We start from the raw sequence: 15,383 nt of genomic DNA, 5'->3' as shown, positions 1-15,383 counted from the left end.
GATGGGAATATTCCGCGTTTTCATGGGTTTTTCAAACGCTCGGCCAGTGAATTCGCCAGTTGTGCCGTCAGTCCGTAGACCGACAATTGTGGGTTTGCACCAATGCTGGTGGGGAATAGCGAGCCGTCGTGGATCGACAGATTGCGCAGTTGGTGATGTCGGCCGAGGCTGTCGGTCACGGCGTTTTTCGGGTCCTCACCCATGGCACAACCGCCCATCACATGAGCACTGCCCAGGCGCGTGCGATACAACTCAAGGCTCAATCCATCGATCAAGGCACGCGCTTCGGCGAGGGTTTTCACGTAACGGGCGTCGGCATGCAGCGGCATCACAGCGTTGGCGCCACCGGCGAACTGGATCTCGGCCATGCTATGGAACGCCCGGCGCAACCCGTCCCAGGCATACGGTGAAACCTGATAGTCGAGCACCGGCGTGCCGTCACTGCGCAATTCGACACTGCCGCCGGGGCTGTCCGGGTGAAAACCGTCTCGCAGCAACGCCAGCATCGCGTGGGTATGTGGCAGATTCTCCATGTGCCGGGCGTTTTCCGTGCCGAAGCCACCGAGCAGGGTGGTGGCCAGCGCCGGGTGCAATGGTGGGACCTCCAATTTGTAGGACATCTTGCCGGTGATGCCGTCCTGCCACTGGAAATGGTCGGAATAAATCGACTGCGGCGCGCCGTAGAACGGGTTGATCACCTCGTCGAACAGCCCGGCGGACATGTTGACCAAATGCAGGAACGTCCGTTTCCCCAGTCGCTCATGCGGATCCGGCGCCTCTGAACGCAATAGCAGCGCCGGGCTGTTGATCCCGCCACCGGCCAGCACGTAATGCCGTGCCTTGACCGTGATTGTGCGTCCGGTAGGGGCAACGCAACGCTCATCCATCGCCACACAGTGCAGACCCGTGACCCTGGCGTCCTTGATCGACAGCTTTTCAGCGCGGGCCAGATAGAGCAGCTCGCCACCTTTTTCCAGGGTCGCCGGGATGGTCGTGACCAGCATCGATTGTTTGGCGTTGGTCGGGCAACCCATGCCGCAGTAGCCGATGTTCCAGCAGCCGCGCACGTTGCGCGGGATCACATGCCAGGCGTAGCCGAGTTTTTCGCAGCCTTTGCGGATGACGTCGTTGTTGGCGTTGGGCGGTACTAGCCACGGGGCGACGCCCAGGCGTTGTTCCATTTTCTCGAACCAGGGCGCCATCTCGGCCGGTGTGTGGCCCACGACGTCATGTTCCTTGGCCCAGTGTTCGAGCGTCGGATCCGGAGTGCGAAAGCTCGAAGTCCAGTTGATCAGCGTGGTACCGCCCACCGCCCGGCCCTGGAGGATGGTGATCGCACCGTCCTTGCTCATGCGCCCGATGCCTTCCTGATAGAGGCTGGCGTAGGCCTGATCTTCGAGCATCTTGAAGTCGCTGCTGGTCTTGAGTGGGCCTTCTTCGATGAGCAAGACCTTGTAGCCTGCGGCGCTGATGATTTCGGCAGTGGTTCCGCCGCCGGCACCGCTGCCGATGATCGCCACATCCGCTTCGAGGGTCAGGTTCTGGGTCAGTTGGGCGCCGTTGTAGGTTTTCCAGCCACGGGCCAGGCCTTCGCGGAACGGATCGGGTACGGGCATCGTCAGGTTCTCTTGTTGTTATGTTCTGGGCGCGCTGCGGTCTCAAACCGTAGGCGGCCCCGGATACCCGCAATGCACCCACGACTCCGCCCGGCTGTACCACGCCATCATCACCATTTGCAGCAACGAGCTATGGCCCATGCGCAGCAAGCTCAGCGAGCTGTTTTCCCAGCGATCGAGAAAGTGCCGGATATCCTCGCCGCTGGCGTTTTCCCAGCTGCCCCAGATCCCGGTCAGTGGGCCGCGGGTGATGCTCATCCCCAGCACATCGAACAATTGCCGGGTCAGCTTGAGCATTTCCGCAGACAGGTGATCGAGGCTGTAATCCAGGCTCTTGAGGGTGCCTTCGACGGCGGCCGGCATTTTCTCGACGGCCACGGCGCCGTCGAGCATCACCGGGATCAGTGCCCGCAGAAACAACAGGTCACCGCTGCGCAGAGTCGCGAAACCGCTGGCCGCTGTGCTCGACGAGCAGCCGCTGAGGCTCGCGCCGAATCCGGCCGTGGCCAGAAAGGCGCTGGCGCCCAGGCTGAATTTAAGCAGGCCGCGCCGTGACAGCGCGGGTGTGTCGGACAGGCTTGGGCTCATTATTGTTATTACCCGGCGGTGTTGATCGTTAGCGGATAAACAGCTTCTGGATCAGTTTCTGAATGGATTTGCCGTACGGCGGATAGATCAGCTTCGCCGCATTGAAACGCTGTTTGATCAGCACACCCTTGGCCTTGCTGAAGGTCAGGAAACCCTCATGGCCGTGGTAGTGGCCCATGCCCGAGGCGCCGATGCCGCCGAACGGCATGTCGTCCTGGGCGACGTGCAGCAAGGTGTCGTTGAGGCATACGCCGCCGGAATGGGTTTCGTGGAGAACGCGGTTTTGCTCGCGCTTGTCGTAGCCGAAGTAATACAGCGCCAGCGGACGAGGCCGTTGGTTGATGTAGGCAAATGCTTCATCGAGGTCCTTGTACGGTACGATCGGCAGCAGCGGGCCGAAAATTTCGTCCTGCATCACCGTCATGTCGTCGCTGACGTTGAGCAGCAGGCTATGACCCATGCGTCGGCCCTGGCCCTGATCGAACAGCGGAATCAGCAGCGCGCCCTTGCTGGTGGCGTCGCTGAGGTAACCGTTGAGCCGCGCCAGTTGTCGGTCATTGATGATGGCGGTGTAGTCCGGATTGTCGGCCAGGGTCGGATAAAACCCGCGAATTGCCTGGCGATAGGCTTCGACGAAGGAGCCGACGCGGTCTTCCGGCACCAGCACGTAGTCCGGGGCGACACAGGTTTGCCCGGCGTTGAGGGTCTTGCCGAAAGCGATGCGTTCGGCGGCATCCTTGAGCGGCACATCGCGGGAAACGATGGCCGGGGACTTGCCGCCCAGTTCGAGGGTCACTGGAGTCAGGTTCTCGGCGGCTGCGCGCATCACGTGTTTGCCGATGCTGGTGGCGCCGGTGAACAGCAGGTGATCGAAGCGCAACCGGGAGAACGCCACGCCGATGTCGGCCTCGCCGAGCACCACGCAAACCAGGTCTTGAGGGAATATCCGCCCCAGCAATTCCTTGAGCAGCAAACCGGTGGCGGGGGTCGATTCGCTGAGTTTGAGCATCACCCGGTTACCCGCTGACAACGCCCCCACCAGTGGCCCGATGGCCAGATACAGCGGGTAGTTCCACGGCACGATCACCCCGACTACGCCCAGCGGTTGATAAACGACTTTGGCCGACGCGGGTTGAAAGGCGATGCCGACTTTACGCCGCGAGGTTTTCATCCAGCCTTTGAGGTGTTGGCTGGCGTAGTGAATGCCGTGCAGGCTGGGCATCAATTCGGCGAGCAGGGTTTCGTCGGCGCTGCGGTGGCTGAAATCCTGGCTGATGGCGTCGATCAAGGCCTGGCGCTCATTGCTCAACAGGTCCCGCAATGCCTTTAGCCATTGCTGGCGTTGAGCTTCGGGTGGCATCGGGTTGCCTGCATACGCGGCGCGTTGAGCATCGAGCAGGGTTTGGAGCTCGTCCAGAGGCTGCTGCAAGTTCTTCAGGTAGGCGATGTCAGCAGGCATGGTCGGCTCCGGATTTATTGTAATGAGGGGATTTTTAGAGTCCATACTCTAAAAAGTCAAATGACATCCTGAAGCAGCTTTGTTTTATCCACCCACGGATAGGTCGTAAGATGCCCGTCACCGCACTCTGAATTAAAGCTCAAGCCATGGCCCCTCGGATCAAAACCAGCGAGCGCATCGTGCAGAACAGCCTGGAGCTGTTCAATCAGCAGGGCGAGCGCAGCATCAGCACCAACCACATTGCTGCCCACATGGAGATTTCTCCGGGCAACCTGTACTACCACTTCCCCAACAAGCAGGCGATCATCGCTGTGCTGTTCAGTGAGTACGAAAGCCTGGTGGACAGCTTCCTGCGCCCACCCCAGGGCCGCGCCGCGACGGTCGAAGACAAGCGCTTCTACCTCAAGGAATTGCTCGCCGCCATGTGGCGCTACCGGTTTTTGCATCGCGACCTCGAGCACTTGCTCGACAGTGATCCCGAGCTGGCCGCCCGTTACCGGCGCTTTTCCCAGCGCTGCCTGATCCAGGGCACCGCCATTTACGAAGGGTTCGTCGCCGCTGGCATCCTGAACATGGATAAGGTTCAGATCGAGTCCCTGACGCTGAACGCCTGGATCATCCTCACGTCCTGGGTGCGGTTTTTGTGCACCACGCGGGAAAACTCCAACCACTTGAGCGAACAGGCCATTAAGCGCGGCGTGTATCAGGTGTTGGTGCTTGAGGCCGGGTTCGTCACCGATCAATCGCGCGACGCGGTAAATGCGCTGTTCGACGAATTTTACGTACCGCTGGCCCAGGCGCTGGAAGAAGTGCATTAGGATTCAAGACTGACAACATCACAGGAGCCCGTTATGCCCATTGCGCAACTTATCAGCCCGCAAGCGTTGGACCTGAAAAAGGAGACTCCGGGGCTGGTGATTCTGGATTGTCGTTTTGCCCTCGAAGACCCGGATTACGGTCAGCGCAGCTATGCCGAAGGGCATATTGCCGGGTCGAGTTTTGCCGATCTCGAGCGTGATCTGAGCGGGGCGGTGGTCAAGGGAGTTACCGGGCGTCATCCGTTGCCTGAACCCGAAAAGCTGATCGAGCGCCTGCAAGCCTGGGGCATCAATGCCGACAGCGAAGTGGTTTTGTACGATGACGGTCCTGGCGCCTACGCGGCGCGGGCCTGGTGGTTGCTGGCCTGGCTGGGCAAGCGCGACGGTGTGTTCATTCTCGATGGCGGGCTGAAAGCCTGGCATGCCGCCGGATTACCCCTGAGTCTTGATCCGCCGTCGATCAATCGCGGCACCTTCACCGGGACGCCGGATGCTTCGCTGGTGCTCAGCGCCAAACAGCTCCAGCAACGTCTCGGCCAGCCCGCGTTGACCTTGCTCGACGCCCGCGCCATGCCGCGCTTCAAGGGCGAAGTGGAACCGATCGATCCGATTGCCGGGCACATTCCCGGCGCACAATGCGCCGCGTTCACCGAAAACCTGGGTAGCGACGGGCGTTTTCTGCCCGCCGATCAGCTCAAACAGCGGTTTGCTGCGAAGCTCGGTGATCGTTCGCCGACGGAGCTGGTCGCCTATTGCGGTTCCGGCGTGACGGCCTGCCACAACCTGTTCGCCCTGTGCCTGGCGGGTTATCCATTGGGGGCGTTGTATGCCGGTTCGTGGAGCGAGTGGATCAACGACCCCGCGCGAGGCGTCGCCACCGGCAAGTAAGCGCAGAGCCAATGTGGGGGCTGGCTTGCTCCCACATTTGGATCTTTGCTGTCATCAACCGGGTAACTGCCGCGCGCTGCGATACGCTCCCGGTCCAACGCCATAAACCTGCTTGAATTGCCGGCTCAGATGACTCTGGTCGGCAAAACCCAGTTGCGTCGCGACTTCCAGCGGCAGGCAGCCGTCCTGTAACAACGCCCGTGCCCGAGCGATACGCTGCTGCATCAGCCAGGCGTGCGGCGGCATGCCGGTGGCGCGGCGGAACACCCGGGCGAAGTGGAAGGGGGACAGGTTCACCGTCGCCGCCAGTTCTTCCAGCGAGGGCGGCGCCGCCAATTGCGATTGCAGCCGTTCTTTGGCCAAGGTCACCGCGCGGTGTTCCTTGCCGGGTTTGGCGGCGATCGGGACGGCTGCGTGGCGTTGCAACAACGACAACATCATTTCCCGCCAGACCGTTTGCTGCTGCAGGGCCGTGGACGGACTTTCCAGCAGTCGATGCAGTTGGCAGAACCCCCTCACCAGATCCGGGTCGCGGTACAGCGTGGCGCCAAACACCGGCAAGGTGTCGCTCGGCAGTTCAAGCTCCTCCAGCAGCGAGAGAATTTGCCCGCTGTCGGGATAAAACGCCCGGTACAACCAACCGTCCTCCGTACCTTTGTGGCCGGTGTGCAGTTCGTCCGGGTTGATCAGCACCAGCGTGCCGCTACCCGCCAAATGCTCGGCACCGCGATAGCGATAACGCTGGGCGCCGGCCATGATCATGCCGATCACATAGCCGTCATGCACATGAGGGGCGAAGCGGTGTTCGATGTAGCGCGCAGACAACAACTCGACCCCGGCCAGCGGTGCCGTTTGCCAGAAGTGGATCGACTCGCCCTGATCGACCTCCACGTTTTACTTGCGCCCCGTGGTGGCCAGCCATTGGGGAATGCGCCGTTCCAGGTAGTAACCCGGTTGTCTGAACGAGCCCTCGACGAAACCGACATGCCCGCCCTTGGCCTGCAACTCGAATTGAGTGCTGGCGGACAATTCGTCGGCTTGCGGCAGGCTATGCGGAAACACAAACGGGTCGTCAGCCGCCTGGATGATCAGGGTTGGCGTGCGAATCTCTCCAAGGAAGTAACGACTCGAAGCGCGACGATAGTAATCCGCAGCATCGGCGAAACCATTGAGCGGTGCGGTGACCCGGCCGTCGAAATCCCAGAAGGTACGCAAGTTTTCCAATGAGCCCAGCGCCTCCAATGCCGCCAGGCCATCCTCATGTCCCTCATGCTGGAATCTGCGTTGCTTGTTCTTGATGTAGGCGACCATCTCTCGCATGAAATGCGCTTGGTAGAACTGGGAAAAACCCTGGCTGATACGATCGGCACAGTGATCGAGGCGGAACGGCACCGACACTGCCACCGCACCGAGTACACCGCTGTTGCTGCCGGTTTCACCCAGATGCTTGAGCAACACGTTACCGCCCATGGAATAACCGACCGCATACAGCGGCGCGAGGGGGCGTTGGGTGCGCAGGTGCCTGATGGTTTCGGCCAAGTCTTCACTGGCCCCGGAATGGTAGCTGCGCGGCAACAGATTGGGCTCGCCGGAGCAACCCCGCCAGTTCAACGCGACGCTGGCCCAACCCTGGGCACCCAGCGCTTTCTGCATGCCGGCCACATAAGGCGAATTCGACGAGCCGGTCAGGCCGTGCAATACCAGCACCAACGGTGCATTCGCGCTGTGTGGGCCGTGCCAGTCCAGGTCAAGGAAATCGCCATCTTCAAGCCACAATCGCTCGCGCTCACGCTCGATATGCGTGGTTTTGCGCCATAGCGGTCCCCACAAGGTTTGTAAGTGCGGATTACCCAGGCCGTAGGCGGGCGTGAAGGCAGGGGTGAAACGTTCTGGCAGATGGGACACGATTGCTCTCGATGCTGCGGCGCGTACCCGCAGCGTTAGCTGACTGAGCTTCGCACCGTTTTCTCAGGCCGGACTAGCCGGCGATCCCTGCCATACGTTGCCACAACGCGTAGTACACACGTCCCGATTTTTGCTCCCGATGCAGGCGCCAATTTTCTGGCAAACCCAATATCGACGGTGCGCTTTCGCTTTCAGTGTAGACCCACGCATCGTCGGCCAGCCAATGACGTTCTTCGAGCAGAGTGCAAACCACAGGCAACAGATTCTGATTGAACGGCGGGTCGAGGAACACCAGGTCGAACGCCGTGGCCGGTTGGGTTTCCAGATAACGCAAGGCGTCGGCAGTCTGTACCTGGCCGTTGGTGCAGCGCAGGGTGCCCAGATGTTCTTTCAGGCTGGACACCGCGATGTTGCTGGCGTCCAGCGCCTGGCCCATGGCCGCGCCACGGGACAAGGCTTCCAGGAACAGCGCGCCGCTGCCGGCAAACGGATCGAGCACCTTGGCCCCGGCGACGTAAGGCGCGAGCCAGTTGAACAGGGTCTCACGCACCCGGTCCGGCGTCGGGCGCAGGCCCGGAGCATCAGGGAAGCTCAGCTTTCGGCTGCGCCATTCGCCACCGATGATGCGCAGTTGGTTCACACCGTTATGCACGTTATGGACAGGTTTTTTTGGGCGAGTGGCCATTAATGCTCCGGAACCCCGAGCGGTTGCTCGGCGGGTTTGTCAGTTGGGGCCGGCAACGGCTTTTGTGGCACGGTCGGGCCAGCGCTGACGATGACCAGTTTATCCGTGCTCAGGTGTTTGTTCAGTGCGGCTTTGACTTGCTCGACGGTCAGGCTCTGGGACTGTTGCATGAAGTCTTCCAGGTAGCTCAGCGGCAAGTTGTAAAAGCCCATGGCGCCGAGCTGACCGACGATATCGGCGTTGCTGGCGGTGGACAGCGGGAAGCTGCCGGCCAGTTCACGCTTGGCGTCGTCGAGTTCTTTCTCGGTGGGGCCGGTCTTAAGGTAGTCGGCGAGCACATCCTGCACCAGTTTCAGGGTGCCTTCGCTCATTTCGGCGCGGGTTTGCAGGTTGATCATGAACGGGCCACGAGCCTGCATCGGGCTGAAACCCGAATACACGCCGTAAGCCAGGCCACGCTTCTCGCGCACTTCGCTCATCAGCCGGGTGCCGAAACCGCCGCCGCCAAGAATCTGGTTGCCCATGGACAGCGCTGCGTAATCCGGATCGTCACGGTCGATACCCAGTTGCGCGATCATCAGGTTGGTCTGTTTGGACGGAAACTCGATGTGGCCGATGCTGGGCTTGGGGTCGGTCGGTTGTTCGATTTTCGCCAGGGCTGGGCCCTTGGGCAGGTCGGCGGACACCTGGGCGGCAACCGCCTCTGCCTCGGCGCGCGACAGGTCGCCTACCAGCGCAATCACCACGTTGCCGGCGGCGTAGGCTTTCTGATGGAAGGCTCGCAACTGCGCCAGGGTGATCGGTGGAATGCTCTTGGCTGTGCCGTCGCTGGAGTGTGCGTACGGATGATCGCCGTACAAACGGTTCATCAGCTCCAGGCTGGCGAGTTTGCCGGGGTTCTGTTTCTGGTATTCGAAGCCGGCGAGCATCTGGTTCTTGATGCGCGCAAACGAGTCGGCGGGGAAGGTCGGCTTGCCGACGACTTCAGCGAACAGCTTCAAGGCAGGCTCGCGTTTGTCCACGGCACTGAGGCTGCGCAGGGAGGCAAGCGCCATGTCCTTGTACGCGCCGTTGCTGAAGTCGGCGCCCAATCCTTCGAAGCCCTGAGCGATGGCGCCGACATCTTTGCCGGCCACACCTTCGTTGAGCATGGCGTTGGTCAGTAATGCCAGGCCGGGTGCATCACCGTCCTGGCTGCTGCCGGCGGCGAAGATCAGGCGCATGTCGAACATCGGCAGTTCACGGGCTTCGACGAACAATACCTTGGCGCCTTCGGCGGTATTCCAGGTCTGCACGTTCAGCGAGCGATGGCTTGGGGCCTTGCCGTCGAGTTCGGCCAGCGATTGCAGCTTTTGGCTGGACTTGGCCTTGTCGAGGGCTTCGCTGGCGTTGGACTCGTCGGGTTTTGACAGATAGAAGGCGGCAGACCCGATCAGTGCAACAGCGATCAGGCCGATCAGGGCCAGGCGCGACTTTTTACGCTCACTCATGAGTCGTCTCCTGTGGCAGTACATGGGCGACGCTGAGACGTTCGCGGGTGAAATACAGCTTGGCGGTCTTCTGGATATCTTGCGGGGTCACGCTTTCCAGGTCGGCGAGTTCGGTGTCCATCAGTTTCCAGGACAGGCCGACGGTTTCCAGCTGACCGATGGCGGTGGCCTGGCTGGTGATCGAGTCACGCTCAAAAACCAGGCCGGCAATGACCTGCGCTCGTACCCGCTCCAGTTCTTCAGCGGATGGCGCGGTGGTTTTCAGTTGTTCGAGCAGTTTCCACAGGCCGGCTTCGGCCTGGGCCATGGTTTTATTTTTCTGGGTGTTCGGCGAAGCCGACAAGGTGAACAGGCTGTCGCCACGGGTATAGGCGTCGTAGCTCGACGACCCGCCGGACACCAGCTCTTCGCCGCGTTCCAGTTGCGTCGGGATGCGGCCACTGTAGCCGCCGTCGAGCAGGGCGGAAATCAAGCGCAGGGCGTTCACCGAGCGTTTGTCTTCGGCGGTGGCAATGCTCGGCACGTTGAAGGCCAGCATCAGGCTCGGCAATTGGGTCTGCACATGCAGGGTGATCTTGCGTTCGCCGGGCTCAGCCAGCTCCAGCGGGATTTTCGCCGGTGGCACGTCGCGCTTGGCGATCGGGCCGAAGTAACGCTGGGCCAGGGTTTTGACTTCGTCCGGGGTTACATCGCCGACCACCACCAGAGTGGCGTTGTTCGGCACATACCAGGACTGGTACCAATGACGCAGTTCTTCGACTTTCATGCGGTCGAGGTCGGCCATCCAGCCGATGGTCGGCGTGTGGTAACCGCTGGCGGGGTAGGCCATGGCCATGAAACGTTCGTAGGCCTTGGACATCGGCTTGTCGTCGGTGCGCAGGCGACGCTCTTCTTTGATCACCTCGATTTCGCGGGTGAACTCGTCGGCCGGCAGGCGCAGGTTGGCCATGCGGTCGGCTTCCAGTTCGAAGGCCACGCCCAGACGGTCGCGGGCCAGCACCTGGTAATACGCGGTGAAGTCGTCGCTGGTGAAAGCGTTCTCTTCGGCGCCAAGGTCGCGCAGGATCAGCGAGGCTTCGCCGGGGCCGACTTTCTCGCTGCCCTTGAACATCATGTGTTCCAGCGCATGGGACAGCCCAGTCTGGCCTGGGGTCTCGTAGCTCGAGCCGACCTTGTACCAGATTTGAGAAACGACGACCGGTGCGCGATGGTCTTCGCGCACGACAACCTTCAGGCCGTTGTCGAGGGTGAATTCGTGGGTCGGTTGTGGGTCGGCAGCCAAGGCTGAGAGGGGCAGACAAACTGTGCTGAGCAGCAGGCCTGCAGCGCGGCGGGCTAGAGCATTCATTCGTTTTTAAACCTGTTGGGCTGCCCGCTGGTCTTAGCGTCGGCGGGCGAGAGGGTGCTAGGATACTGATCCGTTTTACTGGCGGCCACGCCTATCAGGCCTTTGATCGGCTTGCAGGTTGCATGGGTTACCGGCAGAAACTTTGAGTTTGTCAGCTAAACTCTGCGTTTTCGCCGACGATGCCGTTCCAGTCCTTCGTATTAGTCGACCTTTGAGGCGCCGTTGGCTCCTCGACAAAATGTTGCGCGTGAACAAGCTGGATGAATCGCAGTCTGTTCAGCATCGAATTTTTATTTGCCGAGGCGCCTATTGGCGCGTCGCTACCGTGAGATAGCCGTCCTCCATGTTTGGTTCCAACGACGACAAGAAGACCCCAGCTGCGGCTGGTGAGAAGAAAAGCCTGTTCGGATGGCTGCGCAAAAAGCCGCAGGAACCCGTTGTCGAACAGCCACAGCCACTTTCTGAGCCAACCCCGGCACCGGTTATAGAGCAAAAGCCTGCGCCGATTGCCGAGCCGGTGCTGCAACCTGCGGCCGCGCTCGTACCTGAAACCGAAGTCGCGGCCCCATTGCCGCTGACGCCAGTTGCCACGCCGTGGCTGACTTTGCCGGTAGCGGAAGAGCCGGTGGCGCTGGTTGAAGATGAGCAAGCGCCGCACATCACGCCACCGATTCCGGCCCCGACTGCGTTTGCTCCGGAGCCGGTTCGGGCGCCAGTGGTTGAGCCGGCAGTCGTTGCACCGGCAGCCGTTCCACCCGTGTTCGTGGCCGAACCTGCTCCAGTGGTTCCAGAGCCTGCAGTGCCAGCATTTGTTGCTCCGGTTGCTCCAGTTGCTCCAGTTGCTCCAGCGCCTGCGCCTGCACCCGTCATCGCTCCTGTTGCCGCCACACCGGTTGCGCCCCTCGAAACTCCAGTCGAGCCTGTGCGTACCGAAGAGACCAAAGCCGGTTTCTTCGCCCGTCTCAAGCAAGGCCTGTCCAAGACCAGCGCCAGCATTGGCGAGGGCATGGCCAGCCTGTTCCTCGGCAAGAAAATCATTGACGACGAACTGCTCGAAGACATCGAAACCCGTTTGCTGACCGCCGATGTCGGCGTCGAAGCGACGTCGGTGATCATTCAGCGCCTGACTCAGAAAGTCGCCCGCAAGGAGCTGGCCGATGCCGATGCGCTGTACAAATCCCTGCAAGCCGAATTGGCAGCGATGCTCAAACCGGTCGAGCAGCCGCTGAAAATCACCTCGCAGAACAAGCCGTTCGTGATTCTGGTGGTCGGCGTCAACGGTGCCGGCAAAACCACCACCATCGGCAAGCTGGCGAAGAAGCTGCAACTGGAAGGCAAGAAAGTCATGCTCGCCGCTGGTGACACCTTCCGCGCCGCGGCGGTCGAGCAACTGCAGGTCTGGGGCGAGCGCAACAAGATCCCGGTGATCGCCCAGCACACCGGCGCCGACTCGGCCTCGGTAATCTTCGACGCCGTGCAGGCCGCCAAGGCCCGTGGCATTGATGTGTTGATCGCCGACACCGCCGGTCGCCTGCACACCAAAGACAATTTGATGGAAGAGTTGAAGAAGGTTCGCCGGGTGATCGGCAAGCTCGACGCCGACGCGCCTCATGAGGTGCTGTTGGTGCTCGATGCCGGTACCGGCCAGAACGCCATCAACCAGGCCAAGCAATTCAACCAGACCGTCGAATTGACCGGCCTGGCGCTGACCAAACTCGACGGCACCGCCAAGGGTGGGGTGATTTTCGCCCTGGCCAAGCAGTTTGGCTTGCCGATCCGTTACATCGGCGTTGGTGAAGGCATCGACGATTTGCGTACTTTTGAAGCAGAACCCTTTGTCCAGGCATTGTTTGCCGAGCGGGAGCGTTCATGATTCGTTTCGAACAGGTCGGTAAACGCTACCCGAACGGTCACGTCGGCTTGCATGAGCTGAGCTTTCGAGTCCGTCGGGGCGAATTCTTGTTTGTCACCGGCCATTCCGGCGCGGGTAAAAGCACCTTGTTGCGGCTGTTGCTGGCCATGGAACGTCCGACCACCGGCAAATTGCTGCTGGCCGGGCAAGACCTGAGCACCATCAGCAACGCACAGATTCCGTTCCTGCGCCGACAGATCGGCGTGGTGTTCCAGAACCACCAGTTGCTGTTCGATCGCACGGTGTTCAATAACGTCGCGTTGCCGTTGCAGATCCTTGGCCTGTCCAAGGCCGAAGTCGTCAAGCGCGTGGACTCGGCCCTGGAGCGCGTGGCGCTCTCGGACAAAACCGATCTCTACCCTGGCGACCTGTCTACCGGCCAGCAACAGCGCGTCGGCATCGCTCGCGCCATCGTTCACCGCCCGGCCTTGCTGCTGGCGGATGAACCGACCGGTAACCTCGACCCGCGTCTGGCGGCAGAAATCATGGGCGTGTTCGAAGACATCAACCGCCTGGGCACCAGCGTGCTGATCGCCAGTCACGATCTGGCGCTGATTGCCCGTATGCGTCATCGCATGCTGACCCTGCAGCGTGGTCGATTGATCGGCGACGGGGAGGCCGGCGTATGAGTGCGACACGTAGCCCCAAGGTTTCCGAGCGCGTGGCCCCGAAGGCCGCCGATCCGCAACCACAGCAGAAGAAAAAACGCGACGATGACGATGGCCCGGATTTCGCCACGCTGTTCCGCGCCTGGATCGAAAGTCATCGTGCCAGTTTGCTGGACAGCTTGCGTCGCTTGGGCAAGCACCCAATCGGCAGTTTTTTCACCTGCATGGTGATGGCGGTGGCCCTGAGCTTGCCGATGGGCCTGTCACTTTTGCTGAATAACGTCGAGCGTCTCGGTGGCTCCTGGCAGCGTGCGGCGCAGATTTCCCTGTACCTGCAACTTGAGGCCAGCCCTGCCGAGGGTGAGTCGTTGCGTGAGCAGATCAAAGGCATGCCGGGCGTAGCGGATGCCGAATACGTGGGTCGCGATCAGGCGCTGGAAGAGTTCCAGCAGCAGTCCGGTCTGGGCGAAGCCCTTAAGGAACTGCCGGAAAACCCGCTGCCAGGCGTGGTTCTGGTGACTCCGAAAGAGGTCGACAAGCCTGCGCTTGAAGCATTACGACAAAAACTTTCCGAGTTGCCGAAGGTACAACAGGCGCAACTTGATCTAGTCTGGGTCGAGCGTCTGGCGGCCATCCTCAAGCTGGGCGACCGTTTTGTCTTCGGTCTGACCGTGCTTTTGGTTTCTGCATTACTTTTGGTGATAGGCAATACCATTCGTCTTCATATTGAAAACCGCCGCACAGAGATAGAAGTGATTAAACTCGTCGGCGGCACGGACAGTTATGTGCGCAGGCCCTTTCTGTACATGGGCGCGCTATATGGCTTCGGTGCGGGGATTCTTTCCTGGGGCGTATTGGCGTTCGGCCTGAACTGGCTGAACGACGCGGTGGTTGGACTGGCCGGTTTGTACGGCAGTGATTTTGCGCTGGCCGGAGTGCCAGTTGCCGACGGTCTGTCGCTCTTGCTTGGCGCGGTGCTGTTGGGGTATATCGGTGCATGGATTGCAGTCGCACGCCACCTGCGGGAGCTTGCGCCAAAGTAATATCATTTTGCTCGTATTGACCTTTCAGCGTTTATGGGAACTTGTTTTTTGGTTTCCGGTCAATTTTCGCAGTGCTGAACTGCACGAGTTATGTAAGTCGGAGGTTTTTTCGTATGACCAATTCTTTGCAGCCTGCATATGCTCTGGTCCCGGGTGCGAACCTGGAGGCCTATGTGCACACGGTGAACAGCATTCCATTGCTGACGCCGGAGCAGGAGCGTGAACTGGCCGAGAGTCTCTATTATGAGCAGGATTTGGGGGCGGCTCGGCAGATGGTGCTCGCCCACCTGCGTTTTGTCGTACACATTGCCCGTAGCTATTCCGGTTACGGCCTGGCCCAGGCTGACCTGATCCAGGAAGGCAACGTCGGCCTGATGAAAGCGGTCAAGCGTTTCAACCCGGAAATGGGTGTGCGCCTGGTGTCCTTTGCGGTGCACTGGATCAAGGCGGAAATCCACGAGTTCATCCTGCGCAACTGGCGGATCGTCAAAGTCGCGACCACCAAGGCTCAGCGCAAGCTGTTCTTCAACCTGCGCAGCCAGAAGAAACGTCTGGCCTGGCTGAACAACGAGGAAGTCCATCGTGTGGCGGAAAGCCTCGGTGTAGAGCCGCGGGAAGTGCGCGAGATGGAAAGTCGCCTGACCGGCCATGACATGGCCTTCGACCCGGCCGCGGAAGCGGACGACGACAGTGCCTTCCAATCGCCGGCCAACTACCTGGAAGACCACCGGTACGATCCGGCTCGTCAACTGGAAGACGCCGACTGGAGCGACAACTCCAACCACAACCTGCACGAAGCGCTTGAAGTGCTGGACGACCGCAGCCGCGACATCCTCTACCAGCGCTGGCTGGCAGAAGAAAAAGCCACGCTGCACGACCTGGCGCAGAAGTACAACGTGTCGGCCGAGCGTATTCGTCAGCTCGAGAAGAGCGCGATGAACAAGCTCAAGTTGTCGATCGCTGCGTAACTGCGGCAACGGCAATAAAAAACGCCCCGATCATTGATCGGGGCGTTTTTGTTTC

General features: G+C 60.7%; 14 protein-coding genes. 6 read left to right on the top strand and 8 right to left on the bottom strand.

What is annotated here, in order from left to right; all coding sequences use genetic code 11:
• Window positions 1–20 precede the first annotated feature (20 nt).
• From AF70_RS16760 to AF70_RS16750, 3 genes are read right to left on the bottom strand one after another with little or no spacing between them, the layout of a single operon-like run.
• Window positions 21–1,616 carry a GMC family oxidoreductase gene (locus AF70_RS16760; RefSeq protein ID WP_028939085.1) on the bottom strand — a complete coding sequence of 532 codons (1,596 nt, stop codon included), beginning with the start codon at window positions 1,614–1,616 and terminating at the stop codon, window positions 21–23.
• A gap of 42 nt (window positions 1,617–1,658) precedes the next feature.
• Window positions 1,659–2,204, bottom strand: coding sequence for a hypothetical protein (locus AF70_RS16755; protein ID WP_019580598.1), 546 nt, complete (start codon window positions 2,202–2,204; stop codon window positions 1,659–1,661).
• A gap of 28 nt (window positions 2,205–2,232) precedes the next feature.
• On the bottom strand, window positions 2,233–3,663 hold the full coding sequence (locus AF70_RS16750) for a coniferyl aldehyde dehydrogenase (protein ID WP_028939084.1): 1,431 nt from the start codon (window positions 3,661–3,663) through the stop codon (window positions 2,233–2,235).
• Window positions 3,664–3,809: 146 nt separating this feature from the next.
• Between AF70_RS16750 and AF70_RS16745 the strand changes: the two genes are divergently transcribed.
• Both AF70_RS16745 and AF70_RS16740 read left to right on the top strand, forming a co-directional pair.
• On the top strand, window positions 3,810–4,481 hold the full coding sequence (locus AF70_RS16745; protein WP_018928685.1) for a TetR/AcrR family transcriptional regulator: 672 nt from the start codon (window positions 3,810–3,812) through the stop codon (window positions 4,479–4,481).
• Between the two features lie 33 nt (window positions 4,482–4,514).
• Window positions 4,515–5,369 (top strand): sulfurtransferase, encoded by an 855-nt coding sequence (locus AF70_RS16740; protein WP_028939083.1) that lies wholly within the window; start codon window positions 4,515–4,517, stop codon window positions 5,367–5,369.
• Between the two features lie 54 nt (window positions 5,370–5,423).
• Here AF70_RS16740 and AF70_RS16735 read toward each other — a convergent pair whose 3' ends face one another.
• The 5 genes from AF70_RS16735 to AF70_RS16715 form a co-directional block, all read right to left on the bottom strand.
• Complete coding sequence (locus AF70_RS16735; protein WP_028939082.1) at window positions 5,424–6,260, bottom strand: AraC family transcriptional regulator; 837 nt, start codon at window positions 6,258–6,260, stop codon at window positions 5,424–5,426.
• 3 nt (window positions 6,261–6,263) lie between these two features.
• Complete coding sequence (locus tag AF70_RS16730) at window positions 6,264–7,274, bottom strand: hydrolase (protein ID WP_019580602.1); 1,011 nt, start codon at window positions 7,272–7,274, stop codon at window positions 6,264–6,266.
• Window positions 7,275–7,347: 73 nt separating this feature from the next.
• A complete protein-coding gene (gene rsmD / locus AF70_RS16725; protein ID WP_018928689.1) occupies window positions 7,348–7,959 on the bottom strand; it encodes a 16S rRNA (guanine(966)-N(2))-methyltransferase RsmD in 612 nt (203 codons plus the stop codon).
• A complete protein-coding gene (locus AF70_RS16720) occupies window positions 7,959–9,449 on the bottom strand; it encodes a pitrilysin family protein (protein WP_019580603.1) in 1,491 nt (496 codons plus the stop codon). The genes rsmD and AF70_RS16720 overlap by 1 nt, the downstream gene beginning before the upstream one ends.
• Window positions 9,442–10,797, bottom strand: a complete 1,356-nt coding sequence (locus AF70_RS16715; RefSeq protein WP_019580604.1) for a pitrilysin family protein — start codon at window positions 10,795–10,797, stop codon at window positions 9,442–9,444. Before AF70_RS16715 ends, AF70_RS16720 begins: the two co-directional genes overlap by 8 nt.
• A gap of 343 nt (window positions 10,798–11,140) precedes the next feature.
• Between AF70_RS16715 and ftsY the strand changes: the two genes are divergently transcribed.
• The 4 genes from ftsY to rpoH all read left to right on the top strand — a co-directional run bounded on the left by ftsY (window position 11,141) and on the right by rpoH (window position 15,328).
• Complete coding sequence (ftsY, locus tag AF70_RS16710) at window positions 11,141–12,670, top strand: signal recognition particle-docking protein FtsY (protein WP_028939081.1); 1,530 nt, start codon at window positions 11,141–11,143, stop codon at window positions 12,668–12,670.
• Window positions 12,667–13,338, top strand: coding sequence for a cell division ATP-binding protein FtsE (ftsE, locus tag AF70_RS16705; protein ID WP_018928694.1), 672 nt, complete (start codon window positions 12,667–12,669; stop codon window positions 13,336–13,338). The genes ftsY and ftsE overlap by 4 nt, the downstream gene beginning before the upstream one ends.
• A complete protein-coding gene (ftsX, locus tag AF70_RS16700) occupies window positions 13,335–14,360 on the top strand; it encodes a permease-like cell division protein FtsX (protein WP_018928695.1) in 1,026 nt (341 codons plus the stop codon). The genes ftsE and ftsX overlap by 4 nt, the downstream gene beginning before the upstream one ends.
• A 113-nt stretch (window positions 14,361–14,473) precedes the next feature.
• Window positions 14,474–15,328, top strand: a complete 855-nt coding sequence (gene rpoH / locus AF70_RS16695; protein WP_007897890.1) for an RNA polymerase sigma factor RpoH — start codon at window positions 14,474–14,476, stop codon at window positions 15,326–15,328.
• Window positions 15,329–15,383 lie beyond the last annotated feature (55 nt).

The organism is Pseudomonas sp. KD5 (genome assembly GCF_012932895.1).
Lineage (GTDB): Bacteria > Pseudomonadota > Gammaproteobacteria > Pseudomonadales > Pseudomonadaceae > Aquipseudomonas.
This window is presented reverse-complemented; position numbering and strand designations above follow the sequence as displayed.